General features: G+C 57.7%; 15 protein-coding genes and 2 pseudogenes. 12 read left to right on the top strand and 5 right to left on the bottom strand.

Features of this window, described 5'->3' with window-relative positions:
• Window positions 1–132: 132 nt before the first annotated feature.
• The gene (locus tag AABM52_RS11135; RefSeq protein WP_347911792.1) at window positions 133–1,491 is read right to left on the bottom strand and encodes an MATE family efflux transporter; all 1,359 of its coding nucleotides are present in this window, start codon (window positions 1,489–1,491) and stop codon (window positions 133–135) included.
• Window positions 1,492–1,787: 296 nt separating this feature from the next.
• On the opposite strand from AABM52_RS11135, the gene AABM52_RS11130 reads away from it, so the two are divergent.
• The 3 genes and pseudogenes from AABM52_RS11130 to AABM52_RS11120 form a co-directional block, all read left to right on the top strand.
• Window positions 1,788–2,060, top strand: a complete 273-nt coding sequence (locus AABM52_RS11130; protein ID WP_347911791.1) for a hypothetical protein — start codon at window positions 1,788–1,790, stop codon at window positions 2,058–2,060.
• A gap of 191 nt (window positions 2,061–2,251) precedes the next feature.
• Complete coding sequence (locus AABM52_RS11125) at window positions 2,252–2,587, top strand: hypothetical protein (protein ID WP_347911790.1); 336 nt, start codon at window positions 2,252–2,254, stop codon at window positions 2,585–2,587.
• A 45-nt stretch (window positions 2,588–2,632) separates the two neighbouring features.
• Window positions 2,633–2,725, top strand: a pseudogene (locus AABM52_RS11120) (isochorismatase); the annotation flags it as partial.
• A gap of 151 nt (window positions 2,726–2,876) precedes the next feature.
• Here the strand turns inward: AABM52_RS11120 and AABM52_RS11115 are convergent.
• The gene (locus AABM52_RS11115) at window positions 2,877–5,387 is read right to left on the bottom strand and encodes an EAL domain-containing protein (RefSeq protein WP_347911789.1); all 2,511 of its coding nucleotides are present in this window, start codon (window positions 5,385–5,387) and stop codon (window positions 2,877–2,879) included.
• Between the two features lie 426 nt (window positions 5,388–5,813).
• Entirely contained in the window at window positions 5,814–5,993 is a 180-nt protein-coding gene (locus AABM52_RS11110; protein ID WP_347911788.1) for a hypothetical protein, read from the bottom strand.
• Between the two features lie 53 nt (window positions 5,994–6,046).
• Between AABM52_RS11110 and msrA the strand changes: the two genes are divergently transcribed.
• Entirely contained in the window at window positions 6,047–6,553 is a 507-nt protein-coding gene (gene msrA / locus AABM52_RS11105) for a peptide-methionine (S)-S-oxide reductase MsrA (protein ID WP_347911787.1), read from the top strand.
• A 482-nt stretch (window positions 6,554–7,035) separates the two neighbouring features.
• Window positions 7,036–10,356, top strand: a complete 3,321-nt coding sequence (locus tag AABM52_RS11100) for a multicopper oxidase domain-containing protein (protein WP_347912614.1) — start codon at window positions 7,036–7,038, stop codon at window positions 10,354–10,356.
• Between the two features lie 73 nt (window positions 10,357–10,429).
• Here the strand turns inward: AABM52_RS11100 and AABM52_RS11095 are convergent.
• Both AABM52_RS11095 and AABM52_RS11090 read right to left on the bottom strand, forming a co-directional pair.
• Window positions 10,430–10,593, bottom strand: a pseudogene (locus AABM52_RS11095) (YceI family protein); the annotation flags it as partial.
• Window positions 10,594–10,767: 174 nt separating this feature from the next.
• Window positions 10,768–11,073, bottom strand: a complete 306-nt coding sequence (locus AABM52_RS11090) for a hypothetical protein (protein ID WP_347911786.1) — start codon at window positions 11,071–11,073, stop codon at window positions 10,768–10,770.
• 513 nt (window positions 11,074–11,586) lie between these two features.
• Between AABM52_RS11090 and AABM52_RS11085 the strand changes: the two genes are divergently transcribed.
• From AABM52_RS11085 to AABM52_RS11055, 7 genes are all read left to right on the top strand, one after another.
• Window positions 11,587–11,721, top strand: coding sequence for a hypothetical protein (locus AABM52_RS11085; RefSeq protein ID WP_347911785.1), 135 nt, complete (start codon window positions 11,587–11,589; stop codon window positions 11,719–11,721).
• Window positions 11,722–12,017: 296 nt separating this feature from the next.
• Window positions 12,018–13,514, top strand: coding sequence for a methyl-accepting chemotaxis protein (locus AABM52_RS11080; RefSeq protein WP_347911784.1), 1,497 nt, complete (start codon window positions 12,018–12,020; stop codon window positions 13,512–13,514).
• Window positions 13,515–13,982: 468 nt separating this feature from the next.
• The gene (locus tag AABM52_RS11075; protein WP_347911783.1) at window positions 13,983–14,189 is read left to right on the top strand and encodes a co-regulatory protein PtrA N-terminal domain-containing protein; all 207 of its coding nucleotides are present in this window, start codon (window positions 13,983–13,985) and stop codon (window positions 14,187–14,189) included.
• A gap of 265 nt (window positions 14,190–14,454) precedes the next feature.
• Entirely contained in the window at window positions 14,455–16,044 is a 1,590-nt protein-coding gene (locus tag AABM52_RS11070) for a glycosyltransferase family 39 protein (RefSeq protein WP_347911782.1), read from the top strand.
• 147 nt (window positions 16,045–16,191) lie between these two features.
• Window positions 16,192–16,590, top strand: coding sequence for an antitoxin Xre-like helix-turn-helix domain-containing protein (locus tag AABM52_RS11065; protein WP_347911781.1), 399 nt, complete (start codon window positions 16,192–16,194; stop codon window positions 16,588–16,590).
• Window positions 16,584–17,276, top strand: a complete 693-nt coding sequence (locus tag AABM52_RS11060; protein ID WP_347911780.1) for an RES family NAD+ phosphorylase — start codon at window positions 16,584–16,586, stop codon at window positions 17,274–17,276. Before AABM52_RS11065 ends, AABM52_RS11060 begins: the two co-directional genes overlap by 7 nt.
• 152 nt (window positions 17,277–17,428) lie before the next feature.
• On the top strand, window positions 17,429–17,791 hold the full coding sequence (locus tag AABM52_RS11055) for a hypothetical protein (RefSeq protein ID WP_108230278.1): 363 nt from the start codon (window positions 17,429–17,431) through the stop codon (window positions 17,789–17,791).
• Window positions 17,792–17,860 lie beyond the last annotated feature (69 nt).

The following is a 17,860-nucleotide window of genomic DNA, read 5'->3' as shown; positions in this document are numbered from 1 at the left end:
GATTCTCAGTGTGCACAAGACTACAAACACCACCGTCCCTGTGGGAGCGGGCTTGCCCGCGAAGACGTCAGTACAGTCAACATCAACACCACTGAAGCACCGCTATCGCGAACAGGCAATCAAAAAAACCAACTACACCAACCGCTCAATCTTCTGATGTTGCCACACCAGTTTGTAATACAGCGTCTGCAACACCAGCATCCCCAGATACGCCACCGGAAACGCCATCCACACCCCCTGCAGCCCGAACTTCGCATCCAGCAGATACGCTGCCGGCAACTGAATCCCCACCACGCAGACAATGGAAATCGCCACCGGCACCATCACCGTGCCGCTGGCGCGCATGATCCCGCCGATAATCGCCTGGAAGCCAAACACCAACAGGCTCCAGAGCATGATGTGCAACAGGTGCTGGGCCATGTTGAGTGTCGCCTCTTCAGTGAGGAACGACGCCAGCAACCAGCTCGACAACAAGTACCCGAGCACCACCAGGCCACCGGTCAAACACACGTTGATCATCAGCCCGGTCTTCAGGATCGGCCCGATGCGCTCGATGCGCCCCGCCCCGATCGCCTGCGCCCCGAGGATCGACGCCGTGATCGCAATCGACAACGCCGGGAATTGCACGTAATTGACGATCTGCGTCACCGCGCCATACGCCGCCGTCGCCTGGGACCCGTGCTGGTTCACCAGCGCCAGAATCACCAACTCCGACAGCGACAACACCACCATCTGCAACCCGGTGGGCAAACCGATGCGCAGCACCTTGCCGAGAATCGCCATGTCCAGCTTCATCGCCGCAAAAAACTCACGGTCCGGCGCCAACGGATGGCCCTTGCCAATCAAGCGCCACGCCAACAGCCCCATCGCCACCAGGTTACCCACCAGCCCGGCAATCGCCGCGCTCTGAATCCCCATCGGCGCAAAACCCAACCACCCGCGAATCAACGCCGGCGTCAGCGCGAGCCCCACACAGGTCGACACCACCAGCGCCAACAACGGCGACAAGGTATCGCTGACCCCGCGCAGCAACTGCGTGAACAACACAAACACCAACAGCGACGGCATGATCCACAACATCACATGGGCATACGCCACCGCATCGTCCAGCACATCCGCCGGCGTCCCCAACCCCACCAGCGCCGACCGCGCAAACACACTCCCCACCACCGCCGCCACCAACCCGATCAACACCCCCAGCAACACCGTCGCCCCGGCGATCGCCTTCACCAGATGCGTCTCCCGCGCCCCCCACGCCTGCCCGATCAACACCCCCGCGCCAGCGCCAAGGCCGATCACCAGGGCGATGAAGAAAAACACGATGGGGAACATCCCCGACACCGCCGCCAGGGCCTGAGTGCCGAGCATCTGGCCGATGTAGATGCTGTTGACCGTGCCGGACATGGATTGCAGGAAATTCGACAGGACCATCGGGGCGAGGAAAAACAGGTAGGTTTTCCAGAGGGGGCGTTGGAGGTTCGGGGTTTGCATTCGGGAAGGTCCATCTCGACGGCGTGAGCGATGAGTAAGGATAGCGTGGGTGGCTGAATCCAAGGGGCCGTGAACATCTCAGGTCTGTGTTTATATTTCCAGCGACGTTATGTGAAAGGTCTGAAGTTTCATCGTCGCGGGTCCTACATGAAGCTCGGAAACCCTCACCTTCCCGCGCTGATTTCATGCGGCTTATAGTCGGCGCCGTCGCCCAGAATGGCGGCCGGGTTTGGCGACCTGAACACAGAGAATGACCAATTGACGGCCTTGAGCCCATCAAACAGAGATCATTCAATATGAATCGATATATGCCCCTCACCGGAATCGACCTGGTTCCGGCCTCCCTGCTCATCGACACCCAAGCCCCGCTCGACGTCCTGCAAGCCATGGCCGACTACCGTATCCGGACAGTCACGCAGGTGCTGGAAAACATCGCCTATCGTTCCGAACTCGGTTGCGACACGGTAGTGCTGGAGGACTTTTCCAGGTTGCTGGTCATTCCGTTGCGCGATGGCTGCGATTTGATGGATGTGATCGGCCGACGCTTGCGAGCACAAGCATCGGAATAAACAAAAACGGGTGCCTGATCAGGCACCCGCTTTGTTTGCGCTGCATGCAGCGGGTTTAGTCACTCACAACACATTCCCAGCGACGCGTCCCTCTACGCCCCCCAGGCCCAATGATAGAATCCTGTTTTGAAAAAGGAGTTTCATCTGTGGAGGCTGGAAAAAAGAGTTGCCCCTATTGCGCGGAAGTCATCATGGCTGAAGCCATCTTATGCAAACACTGCCAATCTGACCTCAGGCAAAAAATACGAATCCCGCCTGGGTGGGCACTACCGCCAGAAAAGAGAATGGGCCTGGACAGCAAGATCGTCGTCGGAATCATTATCGCCATTACGCTGTACCTGGCTTTCGGCTTTTATGTCAGCAACACATCGCAAGGCAAGGAAAGAACGCAGGCCCGAGAGGCGGTGGAACGATGCCTTGAGGAAGTAAACAGCTACTCCGGCCCGGCAGTCGGGAAAAACGTTATCGCAGAAGCTTGTCGAAAGCTGGAGGTCGAATTGCGCAAGAGTCTGGGCCGCCTGCCATAGGAACAGCCGATTACGAAGCCCGCCATTGAGCAGTTTTTTTTGCCCTCCAATCAGTTGATCGCGGAGCTCGCAGGAAGCTGGGCTACGCCCGAAGGTGGTCAGTTGGTACAAGTCCTGATGACAGCACTACGCGGCTAGATCCTCAGGTGGGCAAGAAGGCGCGCTCCTACTAGCTGTTCGAGGCTACCTCCGGCAGTTGCGGGTGCGAGCCACATTTGAGTCGACCTCTCATCGTCCGCATTGGGTTGAATCCACAGCCGAAAGCGGACGTTCCCAGGCACCTGCGAAGTTATGGCGATTTAGACTTGGTCCGTGGGAAATCAGTGCTCGCCATAAATCTTTCGTGAACATACTTCTCAAATTGTTCGGCTGGCAGTGGCGGGGAAAACAGGAAGCCCTGGTAGGTCTGGCAGCCATGCTTGAACAGAAAGGTGCGCTGAGCTTCTGTCTCCACACCTTCTGCAATCACCGAAAGCCCCAATATCTGGCTCAGGCTCACAATCGCGCAGGCGATGGCGGCGTCGCTGGGATCAACCAGCACATCTCTGATGAAGGACTGGTCGATCTTGAGTTGATCCAGCGGAAGGCTCTTCAGGTATGACAGTGACGAGTAGCCGGTTCCGAAATCATCCAGCGAAAGGCCTATGCCGATCGCTTTCAACTCGATCATTTTGGCAACAGTACCTTCCATATCCTCTATCAGCAGGCCTTCGGTCAGTTCCAGTTTCAATTTCTTCGGATCGGCCCCCGTGTATCTCAGTACTTGCAGTACCTCCTCGACGAAGTCCGGATGGTGAAACTGGCGGGCGCTGACATTCACAGCCATACCCAGTCGGGTGGTTTCCGAATGCTTTGCCCAGGCAACCAGCTGAGTGCAGGCTGCCTGCAGCGCCCAACGGCCTAACGGCAGAATCAACCCCGTTTCCTCTGCCAATGGAATGAACTCGCTTGGAAACACGACTCCGCGCTCAGGATTCTGCCATCTCATCAGTGCCTCTACGCCAATGATACGGCCCTCACTATTCACCTGCGGCTGGTAATGAAGACGGAATTGGTTGTCCTGCAAGCCTTGGCGCAAGTCTACTTCCAGTCTGGCGCGTGCCGTGGCAACCGCCTGCATTTCCGGATCGAAGAAGCGCATGGTATTGCGGCCCGCCGCCTTGGCGCGATACATCGCCAGGTCAGCGCGCTTCATAATATCGTCCACTGTGCTCAGCTGCCCCTGGAACAGCGCAATGCCGAGGCTGGGGGTGCTGTGGTGCTCATATCCATCCAACTGGTAGGAAATGTTCAGAGCGTTGAGAATCTTTTCGCCAATAGCCTTGGCCTGGATAGCGGCTTCTGGAGGATTCTCATTAAGGCCATCCAGCAGGACGACGAATTCGTCTCCGCCCAGGCGAGCCACGGTGTCGCTCTCGCGTATGCAGCCGCAAAGGCGCAGAGCAACTTGCTGCAGCAACATGTCGCCTCTGTCATGCCCCAGCGTGTCGTTCAGTGCCTTGAAGTTATCCAGGTCAATGAGAATTATCGCGCTCGTATTCAGGCTACGGGAGCTGCCCGCCAGCAGATGCTGTAACCGGTCCAACATGAGCCGCCTGTTGGCCAGCCCGGTCAACTGATCGTAGAAGGCCAAACGCTGGACCTCTTGCTCAGCGGTCTTACGGTGGGTGATGTCAGTATTGATCGACAGAACGGATTGCGGCTGGCCATCATCGTCTCGCACCAGGGTTCGATGACTTTCGAGCGTGATGGTGCAGCCATCCCGGCGTCGAAGTGTCACTTCGTCCGCCCAGTCACCCGTTTCTATCAGGCTGTTAGTGGCTGCATTGAAAGCGGCGCTACCCTGGTAGATCAACTCCTGTGCCGATTTGCCGAGTGCCTCTTCCTTTGACAGACCGTAGAGACGCTCGGCACTTTTGTTCCAGTACAGGATGCGGTTATCCATCCCGTGAACGACAATGGCGTCCTGGGCCTTGTCCAGCAGCGATGCTTGCTGGCGGGCCTGCTTCTCGCTTTCGCGCAGCACTGCCAGATAACCTTCCCTTTCGGCTGCTTGCGACTCCATTTCGCGCCTGATCTTGCCCCCGTAGATAACGGCCGCACTGACCATCAGTAGCACGAACACCATGATCGCGTATTCGACCCGGCGCAGTTCTTCGACCGACTCAAGCTCCTCCCCCAGGAGCTTGCTTTGAACCAGGCCAACGCGATCCCGCACGGTACTGAGTGAGGCGAGCAACAGGGCATACTTCCTGTCCATCGTTGCCATGCGTTGGCCGGCATTATCCGACTGCCCCTCCCTGAAGTAGGAAAAAATCAGCAAGGCCTCGTTCACCATTTCGACCATCGCGGCATCAACCGCACCCACCTCATCCTTCAATGCAAGGGTAAAGGCTTGTATATCTGCACTGTGTTCAGCCTCATTGGCGATCCGTACTTCCAACTGTTTTTTGGCCATTGCCAAATGCTCGTTGAAGGCGCGCAAGGCTTCATCCATGTTCCGCGATTCGGCTTCAACATTATGTGTATCGAACACATTATTGCCCGGCGCATTGACTGTGGAAGCCAGGCTGCCCAGCGTTGAATAGCTCGACAGCTGTTGGACCCACGACTGGTTTGCCTTGATGGAGCGGTGATAGGTATCGACGATCAGGTGATTCAATAGCACGCTCAGCACAACAACCAGCACGTCGAATCCCGCAAGAAAAAAGTACATGCGGTGCCATTTGGTCGAGCGCGGCTTATTTGAACGGGTGGGTATGGCTTGCTTTGCGGTGCTTTTATTCCTGAAAAAATCCATTTCACAATCTCCAAACATAATCCTTCTAAATTGACCAATAGAAGCGGTATTCGGAAACCAATTAACCTTTTGTGCCGACACCTGAACCCGAGAACACACCGCGCGTAGCATTGGCCAAATTTTTTCTCTGTTCCGGATTCACGCTGGTTTTCGTGAGCGAAGCTCCCAAGACAAGCAATAACTACCGAAGCTATACGTCTTAAGTGTCACGCCAACCAACTATTCGACTCTAAGCAATGCATTTGGCGATGCTAATTTCATGGTGAAATTTTTTACTCTCGGAAGCAGTCTCTTAACATTTCGGCGATAAAACGAAATCATTTTCATTTGTTGCGTTTGACATCATCGTTTCAGGTAACGATTCTCCTCGCTCTCCATTGTAGAACTGAACGACGGCAATCACTTTTGCCGGATGTTCTGTTCCTTTCAATTTCCGCGCAGCCTGCCGGACTGCCTGATCAGCTTCGACAGCAGACCAAGCATAGCCAGTAATTTGCCATTATTCTGTTCGCCGACCGCTCCAGGTCGGTAGCAGCCCTTGATGGTCGGCAGCTTTCGGGAGCGGTCATTCCAGTTCTGTTTGCGCGAAACCTTGGAATCGGCCAACCCGCCCTCATAACAGTGGCTATACACAACGTTTCCGAGAGGAAGGACAGACCATGACCAGTCAAACCGAAACCGCCATTCTCGCCGGCGGCTGCTTCTGGGGCATGCAGGATCTGCTGCGGCGCTATCCCGGTGTGCTGCACACGCGGGTCGGTTATTCCGGCGGCGATGTGCCGAATGCCACCTATCGCAACCATGGCAACCACGCCGAAGCCATCGAGATCGTCTTCGACCCTGCCGTGATCAGCTACCGGCAGATCCTTGAGTTCTTCTTCCAGATACACGACCCCAGCACGCCCAACCGTCAGGGTAATGACCTGGGCCCCAGCTATCGTTCGGCGATCTACTACCTCAACGAACAGCAACGCGACATTGCCGAGGACACCGCTGCCGATGTCGATGCTTCACACCTGTGGCCAGGCCGAGTAGTCACCGAAATCGAACCGGCGGGGCCTTTTTGGGAAGCGGAACCAGAGCACCAGGATTACCTCGACCGTATACCGAATGGCTACACATGCCACTTCATCCGCCCGAACTGGAAGCTCCCCAAGCGCGCCTGAAAGTCGAGTTTGTGAGGCGCAGAGGTGAGCGCTTCTGACCGCTAGCGGCCTGTTGCGACAGGCAGTAATCGGCCAGAAGCGCCCCTTCTCGATCAGTCAAATCCATGTAGCCTCAAGGCAAGCAACCCCTACCAATTTCGGCCGGTGAAACAGGGCCGCTACTATCCCCGCAAATGGGGTACTACACCCACCCAACCTGGCGTTTACCACCTAACTTGAGGAATGCTCCCCACTCCCCCCCTGCCCCCAATTTGAAACATCAAGAAACAATTCGCTAATTAAATTGAACTTTTTCTTCGCCCCAAGGTAATGGCTCATTAGTTGCACCACCCCCAGGTACCCGCAACAGCTGTCGTCCCAGACAACATGAAGACGGCGGGGCTTGCCAGATTCGGCATGACGCGAGGGGTGAAAAAATGATACGCGCGACACCACCATGCAACTCCATCGCCTTGCTGCGCAGGTCATTCCTGCCCTGTGCGATGCTCTTTAGCCTGACGACCGCCAACGCCGTACCGCTGGATGATACCGACCAGCCGCCACCGACGGACCCCTCGGCGTATACCAATCCTGCGCCCGACCCCAAGGCTGCGCTGGACTCCATACTGACCATGCCCCCCGCCAACCAGGGCTCCCTCGCCCTGCCCAATGGCGCGTACGGCACCCACACCACGCCAACGGCCGACAACGTGCTGCCGCCAGCCCTGCAGACATCCTTCAAAATCCCTACCAATGGCAAGCCCAGCCCATTGTTCGGGGCCCAGCCGTACACTCAGCAACTGTTGCTGTTTGAAGAATTCGGCACGGAGAAACTCGACCCGACACTGCCGCCGCCCACCCTGACCTTCCCGGTTCCGACCGTCGGTCCGGCGCCCACGCAGGACCCGAACAGCATCGCCCGCAGCGGTCCTTCGGCCGCGGCGCTGGAAGCCTTCATGCGCCAGCCGGGGCTGTACCCGTTTCCGTCGCAGTATTCCAACGTGCTGGACCGCAACCCGTGGAAAGCGCAGATCGAAGCCTTCCTCAACCGCCATCCGGTCGGTTCACCGGCCGAAGGTCGTCCGCCAGGAAAAGGCTGGTCGCACCAGCGCTGGAACGAGTTCTACCCACAGGTCGCCTTCAAGACCACTCAAGCGGGTGCCAAGCTCAACGGCGGCATGCGCGACCGCCGGCAAATGCACAACTACGCCGTCGGTGAGTTCGGGCCTGGCGGGCTCTACAACCAGACCTCGGACACCCCGGTCATAACGGGCACCACCAAAGGCATCGACACCCGCTTTCACCCCAACATGCCGATTCAGAACCACAAGGCGCTCTGGACCTTCGACGGCACCTTTCCGCCAAAACTGCTGATGGTGCGGTATGGCCAACCGGTGCTGATGCGTCACTACAACGCCCTGCCGATCGATCCGTCGGCCAACATGGGGTTCGGCCTGCACACCCTCACCACCCACGAACACAACGGCCACACCCCGGCCGAAAGCGACGGCTATGCCAATGCGTTTTTCTTTCCGGGGCAGTACTACGACTATCGCTGGCCCGTCCAGTTGGCCGGTTACGACACCATCAACACCACCGCTCAGGATCCGCGTGCAGCGTTCCCCTGCGCCCCGGGTGAAACCCTGTTCGTCAACGATGCCACGCCGGGCCTCAAAACCTGCAACAACGGCAGCATCAAGATTCGCGGCGACTGGCGCGAAACCATGAGCACCCACTGGTTCCACGACCACATGCTCGATTTCACCGCGCAGAACGTCTACAAGGGCAACGCGGTGATGATGAACTACTACAGCGCCATGGACCGCGGTAACGAAGCCTTCGAAGACGGCGTCAACCTGCGCCTGCCCAGCGGTTCGGCATTGCCCTGGGGCAACCGCGACTATGACGTCAACCTGATGCTGGCCGACAAGGCCTGGGACGCCAATGGCCAGTTGTGGTTCAACCCGTTCAACACCGATGGCTTTCTCGGCGATCAGTTGCTGGTCAACTGGCAGTACCAGCCGCGCCTGAACGTGCGGGCACGCAGCTATCGCTTCCGCATTCTCAATGGCTCGGTGTCGCGCTACTTGAGGATCGCGCTGGTGCGTGAAGTCGTCGGCACCGGCGGCGAATTCCCCGGCCCGGCAGGTTCCGGCCTGTCTTACACCCGCGTGCCGTTCCACATGATCGCCAACGACGGCAACCTCATGGAACACGCCGTGCCGTTCGATGGCAGCATGGACCTGGACGGTGACGGCGACATGCAGAACCACAACGCCATCCTGCCGACCATGGGCATCGCCGAGCGTTACGACATCATCGTCAACTTCGCGAAAAACGGGATCAGCACCGGCGACAAGCTGTACTTCGTCAACCTGATGGAGCACCAGACCGGCAAGGGACCGGAATCTACACCGCTGAGCCTGGCCGATGTCCTGTCCGGCAAGTACAAGGCGGTGCTCAAGTCGGGCAGCAAAGGGCTGGAATGGGACAACGGCGACCCGGTGGTGGGCAAGTTCCTGCAGCTGGTGGTCAAGCCTTATGCCGGCCAGGACGTGAGCATGAACCCCGCCGACTACGAACCCGCCAAACCGGGTAAACCGGCCGGCAAGAGCATGATCCCGCTGACTTTCAACCGCGACGATGCGACGGTGCAGGCCAAGCTGAAGGTGGCACGGCATCGCGAGTTCATCTTCGGCCGCTCCGACGGCACCGACGAAGCACCCTGGACCATCAAGACCGACGGTGGTTTTGGCTACCACATGGACCCACGCCGGATCTACGCCGCTCCGCAACTGGCCAATGGCCCGACCCCTGCCGGGTTCTCCGGCGACGGCACTCTTGAGGTGTGGAAAATCAAGAGCGGCGGCAACGGCTGGAACCACCCGGTGCACGTGCACTTCGAAGAGGGGATCATCCTCCACCGCGATGGCAAGGCCCCACCGGAATGGGAAAAATGGGCACGCAAGGACGTCTATCGCATCGGCGAGGGCATCGACAGCTCGGTGGATGTAGAAATGGCGATCCACTTCCGTGAATTCGCCGGGACCTACATGGAGCACTGCCACAACACCCAGCACGAGGACTCGTCCATGTTGTTGCGTTGGGATATCGAGCACCCCGGCCAGTTCCAGTTGATGCCAACGCCCCTGCCCGGCTGGGACGGCGTCAACTACGTCAACTCCGCCGCGCTGCCAACCTTCCGCACTGGCGATACCCGTGCCAACGATGGCGATAACAAAAACCCGATCGCCAACCCCGACAGCGCCGTCAGCAACACCGGCCAACCGCTGACCATCAACGTCCTGGCCAACGACAGCGACCCTGACGGTAACGTGCCACTTAAAGTGGTGGGCCTGGAGCAACCGGACTCCGGCAAGGGCACGGTCAGCACCGATGGTCTGCGCGTGATCTACACACCACCGGCCACGGTCACCACACCGTTCACCGCGACCTTTACCTACAAGGCCGTAGATACCAAGGGCGCGGAGTCGGCACCGGCGACGGTGTCCGTAGCGGTCTCGACAGCGGTCGTCGAAAACCTGATCGTCACCAGCGCTACCGTCACCGCCCGCAGCAACAGCCGCTGGTATTGGGTCCTGTCCGGCACCACCTCCCGTGCCCAGGGCAATACCATCACGGCGACTGCCACGACCACCACCGGTACGGTGAACCTTGGCGCCGCCGTCCTGACGCCTACGGCGACAGGCGCGCGCTGGAACATAGCGGTGACCACCGCCGGCAGTGGCCCATCGCCTGGCGCGACGGCAACCGTCAAATCCGCCTTCGGCAAAACCGTGACAGTGCCGATAAAGGCTAACTAGAGCGGATTGATCGACGCCCGGTCCATGCAATGTGGATCGGGCGTTTTTCTTTGTACAGCGTGCGGTGGGGCCGAATGCCGATGACGCTTTCCCACTTAAGCAGCACCGGCATACTCACTTCCCGAGTGAGCCCGCACAGGGAACGTTTTTGCCGGTGATGGTGTAGCGGTTATTGCCCAGGACCTTGATGGACGTTGACTCGAAGGTTGCCACCGGATGATTCGAGGCCACGAAAAACCGATCAGGTGAAGATACTCAATATGTCCGTAACAAATAGAAAAGCCGCTGCGGCAGCGGCTCAACCTGGGAAACCTTCGATGATTTAAACGACTGGACAAGAGAACCGGACGACCACGAAATGATGGCTACTGTCACCGTTCTCTGGCACCGGCGTTCAGGCACTTGGTGCTGTCAATCAAAGGTGTATTTGCCTTCGAGCATGAATGCCGGCTCTCTCCAGTTGGGCCCTCTCACAACTCTGAGCCCATTATTTTTTATAAAACCGGCATCACACATTTTATGGACAAGGTTCAATAGTCCTATGTTGTTCTCCACATGCGCCCAGTTAGCCAGATTATAAAGGCCATCAAGCCGCGGAAGGGAGATGCCTAATTCATTTTTTGTGAGAAATAGAATTACCTCTTCAGGTTTTTCGTTAAGTACGATGGTTGCAATGACGCTCATTATTTTACCCCTCCAAGTTTCTTGCACTTTCATTCCCTTTGTTTTTCATCCGCTTCTATAGCATCGGGTGTATAGAGCAGTTCAAAAGCATCCTTGACTTTGTAGTTCTCCAGCGTCGCGGTGTGAGTGCGGTTGTTCAATGCTGGATTGATTCATAGGTTGTGAGGACATCCTGCTACTTCCTGTATGAGTCACGGGTCGTATCTCCTGCATGAACCCATGTTGGCCAATGAGGGCTGCGCAACGGCAAAATTCAAGCACCACAGATAGATGGCTCTGGTATCGCGCGTTCAGATGCTCTGCCGCCCCCACCTTTTGCGCCCCTTCAATACTTCCCGTTTTTCATTTTTTGGAGTAGCGGATCACTCCCGCCGAAGCTGTAGGCAGAATCCGAGAATTGCGTATGAGGGTTTATCAACGGGGCCAAAAAAGAAAGCCGATCGCTCACAGCACCTTCCCCAAGCGCCAAACGACCCTGCCCACAGTCGATTAGCTAAACTTCATGAGTAAAACACTTCGCAAAACCCTGAACGTCAGGAGGCGAGCATGAGCAAACAACCTCAACCCCAAAGCCGCTCCAACCCCCAGCCCAGGTCCCGTCCGTTGGTGCCGAACCTGCCGAGCAAAACCGGCAACAAGTCCAGTGGCTTGCGCGGTAACTATCCGCCGAAGAAGTCGTAATGACCTCGGGTGTACGACAGGCTTTGCAATGGAGCCCGTCGTACTCCCCGTCACTTCAGCATTACTTGCCTCCATATCGGACATTGTTTTCCACGAGCGACGTCGTACCCGCCCGGAATGATGGCTAAGGGCTACGCTCTCCACGGCATCACAAATACACCTCGACCCTGCCGCCAACCGATTTGCATGTCCGGCTCTGAAAACGCCTGCCCCTTCAACGCACCCAAGCTTTCGCGATGTCCCGTGTTGCCATAAACCCTGCTTTTTTCTGGCTCATTTACATGGAGTAAGCGTACATGCCCTTCCCCCCTCGTTTCCTCGACCACTACCGCAAAGCCGACCGCATCATGCTGGGCCTGATCTGGCTGATGTTCGCTTTCGCAATCGGTCTGGCGTTCTGGCACGACACGTTCAAGCAGGCGTTACTGGTGGGTGGCGGCACCAGTGTGTTGTTGACGCTGTTGTATCGCGCCATCGGCGGGTCGCGGTTGATGCGTTGTTTGCTGGGCGTGGGGTTGATGGTGATGGCGGCGCTGCATATCAATCAGGCCGAGGGGGTCATTGAGTCGCACTTCGGGATTTTTGCGTTGTTGGCGGTGTTGACGTTTTATCGGGACTGGCTGCCGATCCTGGTGGCCGCGGTGACGATTGCGCTGCATCACGTGGTGTTTCATGTGCTGCAGCATCAGGGTTATCCGGTGTTTGTGATGGCGCATCACGGTGGCTGGACGATGGTGTTCGTTCACGCCTTTTATGTAGTGATGGAGACGGTCGCGCTGCTCTATCTGGCGGTGCACAGCCAGGCCGATGCGGTGGAGAGCCAGGACATGCTGGACAAGATGCTCGCCACCACGTCGCAGTTCACCGTCGGTGTCGGCCAGGGTGACAAGGCGCGGGTGCATGTGTCGCTGGCGCAGCGCTTCGATCAGTTCCTGGGGCAAATCACCGCGTTGGTGGACGGCGTGGTGCGCGACTCTCAGGGTCTGGGTCAGTTGGGCCAGGAGTTGGCCAAGGCCAGTAATACGCTGGAGAAAGGCGCCAAGCATCAGTTGACGGAAATCGCGCAGATGACCGGGTCGATGCAGCGCATGGGCGATGCGATGGAGCACATTGTGGTGCATGTCGAACATGCCGTTGAACATGCCGGCCAGGCCAGCGCGCAAATCACTCGCGGGCAGGAAAGCGTTAACCGTGCACGGCAGGAAATCACTCAATTGGCCTCGCGCCTGGAAGGTACTAATGAAACCGTACAGGTGCTCGCCGGGCAGGCGCAGCAGATCGGTACGGTGCTGGAGGTGATCAGTAGCATTGCCGAGCAGACCAACTTGCTGGCGCTCAACGCGGCGATTGAGGCAGCGCGTGCCGGCGAGCAAGGCCGGGGCTTTGCCGTGGTGGCCGATGAAGTGCGCAGCCTGGCGCAGCGCACGGCGGTGTCCACCAAGGAAATCCGCGCCATCATCGAGGCCTTGCAGCAAGGCAGCCGCAAAGCCGTGGAGGCCATGCAGGACAGTCGCGAAGGTGTGGAGCGCTGTGTCGAGGACAGTCAGTTGGCGGCGGCGATGTTGCAGGCCGTCGGCAGCGACATCTCGCACATCGATGAACTCAATGGGCGGATTGTCACGACGACCCGCGAACAGTCCTCGGCGAGTTTCGAAATTGTCGGGCGCTTGCAGTCGGTGCAAAGCATTGCGCAGAACACGGCGGATGACGTGGAGACATTGGCGCTGAGCAGTCGGCGTTTACCGCCGATTGCGACTCGGCTGGATGCGTTGGGACGGACCTTTCACCAATGATGGGCGGCCAAAAATGACTGGCCATGAAACTGCCGTTGGTCAGCGAACCTGATCAAAAAATGAACGAAACCGGGTTTCCCCGTTCAGAATACGCAACAGGTGACGCGGGCTCTGCTCCTCACCTGCCCCCAGAAGTGGAAGCTGAACCTCATAGGCACTGAGTGCGAATGAGGTTTTTTGTTACCTGAAAACTTAGCTAATCGAATGATTGGAAGTTCATTCGAGAAGCCCGCTTTTATCCTGGCTGCGTAATGCCGCGGGTTGATTAATTTAAATGGCTGGCCCTTGATGACAGCCAGCAACAGCAAACTTCAATCAAGTCGCACTGGGCGTCATGTTGATTGACTATTTGAACGAGGAGGCGCCATGGAACTTGGTGTGTGCTTTCTTCGTCGGCCGCGGAATATCGGTTTTAGCAAATAAATTCCGCTGTCAGCTTTTAATTAAATATCACTTGAGGATACCCAAATGAAATCCATGAAAGTTCTCTTCGTAGTTGCCGCTCTGACCACGTCTTCGCTGGCGATGGCCACAGGTGGCGGTGACAAGACCTTCGCACGCATGGAGTCAGCCCGGAAAGTCTCGATGCAAGCCTTCCAGGTTGCACAAAAACAGCAGGCTGAACCCGCTGTAGCTGAAAGCAAAGCCAAGGCCGCCGATCGCGCCAAAGGCTGATCCGCTGGCGTTGAGCAGTCGTCGATCAGCGCCTGTTGCCACGCAGCTGGATGCGCAGGGGCGTACGTTTGATCGATAATGGGGCCGTGGTTTGCATGAACAATTTTTCATCATGCAGATCACGGCCTTACTTCACTTGATGCAGCAACCACGCTTCAATCTGAAGCAACGGTTTATTCGCAATCTACTGACAATCCCATCACATTTCGCCCTATAGCCTTGCTATTCCAGCGTCGCCACGGCGAGCGCAACATGCGAAACAGTGATGAAAAATTCTTTAGTTCGGTTTCTGAAAAGTGATCAGGGTGCGCTGATCCTTCTGCTTGGCGTATCGGCGTTTCTATTGCTGTTCGGGTTGGGCGCAAGGGAGCTTTGGGGCGCGGAAACGCGCTGGGCGAACATTGCGTTGCAGATGCTGCAAACCGGCGATTATTTCGACCCTTACCTCAAGGGCATGCCCTACTACGACAAGCCGCTGCCGTCCTATTGGTTGATTACCGCCACCGCCCATTTGATGGGTGGTCTCGGGCACTGGTCGCTGCGCCTGCCCTCGGTACTGGCGGCCTGGCTGAGTGTCTGGCTGGTCTATCTGATCGGTGAACGGCTCTTTAGCAAAGGCACCGGCCTGATTGCCGGGTGGTTTCTGGCAACGACGTTCTTTTTCGTGTTCTGGGCCCGGGTCGCCACGGCGGACGTGCTGACGGTCTGCGGGGTGTTGGCCGCTGTCTGGTGGTATTGGCGCGGCCCGAACGACACACGCCTGAGCCGATACTGCGTGTTTTTCCTGATGCTGGCACTGACCTCGTTGCTCAAGGGCTTGATCGGGTTCATCCTGCCGGGGCTGATGCTGTTGCCGCATCTGCTCAGTGAGGGGCGCTGGAAAAACCATCTCAATCCACGCCTGTTTCTGGCGATGCTGGTGGGCGGCGTGGTCTACATGCTGCCGTTCATGTTGTCCCACCGTTATGGCACGCCGACTTTTGGGCCGAGCGGGCTGGGCCTGGTGTTTCAGGAGAACGTGGTTCGGTTTTTCAAGCCGTTCGACAACATCGGCCCGATCTATACCTATCTGCTGTATCTGCCGGTCTACACCCTGCCCTGGGCACCCTGCTGGATGCTCGGCCTGTGGGTGGCGGTGCGCGGCTGGAAGCACACCGAGCCCAACGTTCGCTGGCTGATCGGGGGCCTGGGGTTGCTGTTCCTGTTCTTCACCGCCAGTGGCAGCCGGCGCAGCTATTACGTCTTGCCGCTGGTGCCGTTTGCGCAATTGCTGGCGGCCTGGTGGGTCACCCGGCGCATGGCCGCGCGCGAGGCGGCCGGTAACGTCAGCGGGCCTGGTTGGGCCAAGGGCATTGCCGGGGCCGCCGGGTTCTTGTTTTTGATTCTTGGCGTTTTCTATCCCTGGACCAATGGCGGTGCGGGCGGTGTCATGCAGTTCACCCGGGATGTGCGTGCAGAAGCCATCAAGACTGCACCGTGGAACGAATGGCGCATGGTGCTGGTGGATGTCGACAACAAGCTGCCGATGTACCTGCAAAACCATGGCGCCCCGCTCTACTACGTGCTCCCGGATTCGGACATTCCACAAACCGGAGACAGCGCCGCGCTGATGGCGTGGCTGGAAAAGCAAAGTGGCGAGACCTGGAATCCACAGCGCACGATCATCGTGGAGCAGTACAAGGACATCAAACAACTGCCGCTGGACTATCTGACGGCGGACCATCAGTTGATCACCACCAAGCCCAACAACGGCGCGCGGTTGTTTCATGCGCATGAGAATGGCAGTGCGGCGTTTGTTCCCGATGGGAAAACGGCGGTGACCAGGCAAGCGGTAACGCAGGCTTTGGATCAATGATGTATTGAGGTGAGCTATCAATAAAAACGGGCGTCTGCGGGGCGCCCGTTTTGTATATATGCGCAAGCCCACTGGTCGTGGAAATATTGCTCTACAGATTCAATAAAACTACATTTGAATCTACAGATTCAGATAGAGCACGCGAACATGGCCGTCCAAGCCCAATCCTTCAGCAAAAACCAATGCGTCACCGGCCTGCGCGCCGCTGTGAGCATTCTGGAAAAGTGGAAAGCCACCAGCGACCAGGCCTGTCGCATCCTGCGTATTTCCCGCAGTACCTACACCCGCGCCCGGCAACGGGACCCGGATTGGGCGGTGGCACTGGATGCGGATCAGATGCAGCGCATCAGCTTCGTGCTGAACATTCACGCGACGTTGCGGCTGGTGTTCGACAACCCGGATAACGTCTATGGCTTTACCTCGATGGCGAATGACAACGAGTTTTTCAACGGGCGTTCGCCGCTGGAGATCATGGCCCAGGGCGACATGATTTCGCTGTATGAAACCTTCCGCCGCATCGACATGCTGCGGGGTGCGCAATGGTGATGGCGACTGAGCTGGAGGTGTTTGCCGGTCAGTCGTTGCAGGCTTACCGCCTGGTCAATTCGAAGTTTCCGCCCATTGCGTTGTTTGATGATGTGGCGGATGCGGATGAGTTCGAGGTGTTGTTCGAGATTCAGGCGCTGACCAATCCGCGGTTGAAGAATGAGGTGGGTCAGCTTGAGTTGATTGCGCGCAGCGAGATTCCGTTCGGCATTCCCGGTTGCTCCTATGCCATTGCGCCCTTTACCCACGTTAATCCGGCGGGTTCGCGTTTCAGCGATGGCCGTTTTGGCGTGTTGTACCTGGCGGACTCGATGGAAGCGGCGCTGGCCGAGGTGCGGCATCACCAGGCGCTGTATTGGTCGAGGGTGCGGAGCCTGAACTATGAGCGCTTTGTGTTTCGGGGGTTGGCTTGTGCATTTGGCGATGCCGGGATGAAGGACGCTGCGGCCCTGCCGATGAGCGATCCGGTGTATGCGCCGGACGACTACAGCCATTCCCGTGTGCTGGGGCGGGCGGTGCGGGACGCCGGTTGTCCCGGTTTGCGTTATCACTCGGTGCGGATGCCGGGCAGTCATTGCTGGGCGTTGATGACGCCGAGGCCGGTTTCGTCGATTGTGCAGGCGGCGCATTACGAGATGGTCTGGAATGGGCAGATCACGAGTGTCAGCCAGATCAGTGAGGCCTGATTGCCTCGCCACAAAAAGAGGTGTTAATACACACGGTGTTCGATCCATTGACTGCGTCGATAGTCACCATTGATTCAATGAAGTTCTCTTAAAAAATCCCCGGCGTAACATCAGCTCCATACCAACCCATAAGCACCCCGGAGCACACCATCATGAAACGCCAAACCCTCCTCAGCATCGCTTTCTCGGTTTTCGCAGTTAACGCTTTCGCCGCTACCTCTGCTCAACCTGTGGTCGCTGAAGGCGGCTCGGATCGTCTGATTGAAAGCCGTGTGGCCGAGGGTGGTTCCGATCGCCTGATCGAGAATCGTGTGGCCGAAGGTGGTTCGGATCGCCTGCTGGAAAAACGCGTTGCCGAAGGCGGTTCCGACAAGCTCCTGCAAAACCGCGTCGCTGAAGGCGGTTCCGACAAACTGCTGCAAAACCGCGTCGCCGAAGGCGGTTCCGACAAGCTCCTGCAAAACCGCGTCGCTGAAGGCGGTTCGGATCGTTTGATCGAAAGCCGCGCTGTCTGAATGCAGTGTTTGACCGCAGGACTCAACGAAAAGCCCGGCCTCAACAGCCGGGCTTTTTCGTGTGGGTCA

The sequence above is a fragment of the Pseudomonas grandcourensis genome (genome assembly GCF_039909015.1).
Taxonomy (GTDB): Bacteria; Pseudomonadota; Gammaproteobacteria; order Pseudomonadales; family Pseudomonadaceae; genus Aquipseudomonas; species Aquipseudomonas grandcourensis.
This window is presented reverse-complemented; position numbering and strand designations above follow the sequence as displayed.

Coding starts and splice junctions, on each gene's coding strand:
- AABM52_RS11075 (WP_347911783.1), top strand. CDS start 13,983: ATGAAATCCATGAAAGTTCTCTTCGTAGTTGCCGCTCTGACCACGTCT.
- msrA (WP_347911787.1), top strand. CDS start 6,047: ATGACCAGTCAAACCGAAACCGCCATTCTCGCCGGCGGCTGCTTCTGG.
- AABM52_RS11070 (WP_347911782.1), top strand. CDS start 14,455: ATGAAAAATTCTTTAGTTCGGTTTCTGAAAAGTGATCAGGGTGCGCTG.
- AABM52_RS11125 (WP_347911790.1), top strand. CDS start 2,252: ATGGCTGAAGCCATCTTATGCAAACACTGCCAATCTGACCTCAGGCAA.
- AABM52_RS11115 (WP_347911789.1), bottom strand. CDS start 5,387: ATGGATTTTTTCAGGAATAAAAGCACCGCAAAGCAAGCCATACCCACC.
- AABM52_RS11090 (WP_347911786.1), bottom strand. CDS start 11,073: ATGAAAGTGCAAGAAACTTGGAGGGGTAAAATAATGAGCGTCATTGCA.
- AABM52_RS11055 (WP_108230278.1), top strand. CDS start 17,429: ATGAAACGCCAAACCCTCCTCAGCATCGCTTTCTCGGTTTTCGCAGTT.
- AABM52_RS11065 (WP_347911781.1), top strand. CDS start 16,192: ATGGCCGTCCAAGCCCAATCCTTCAGCAAAAACCAATGCGTCACCGGC.
- AABM52_RS11060 (WP_347911780.1), top strand. CDS start 16,584: ATGGTGATGGCGACTGAGCTGGAGGTGTTTGCCGGTCAGTCGTTGCAG.
- AABM52_RS11100 (WP_347912614.1), top strand. CDS start 7,036: ATGCTCTTTAGCCTGACGACCGCCAACGCCGTACCGCTGGATGATACC.
- AABM52_RS11130 (WP_347911791.1), top strand. CDS start 1,788: ATGAATCGATATATGCCCCTCACCGGAATCGACCTGGTTCCGGCCTCC.
- AABM52_RS11085 (WP_347911785.1), top strand. CDS start 11,587: ATGAGCAAACAACCTCAACCCCAAAGCCGCTCCAACCCCCAGCCCAGG.
- AABM52_RS11080 (WP_347911784.1), top strand. CDS start 12,018: ATGCCCTTCCCCCCTCGTTTCCTCGACCACTACCGCAAAGCCGACCGC.
- AABM52_RS11135 (WP_347911792.1), bottom strand. CDS start 1,491: ATGCAAACCCCGAACCTCCAACGCCCCCTCTGGAAAACCTACCTGTTT.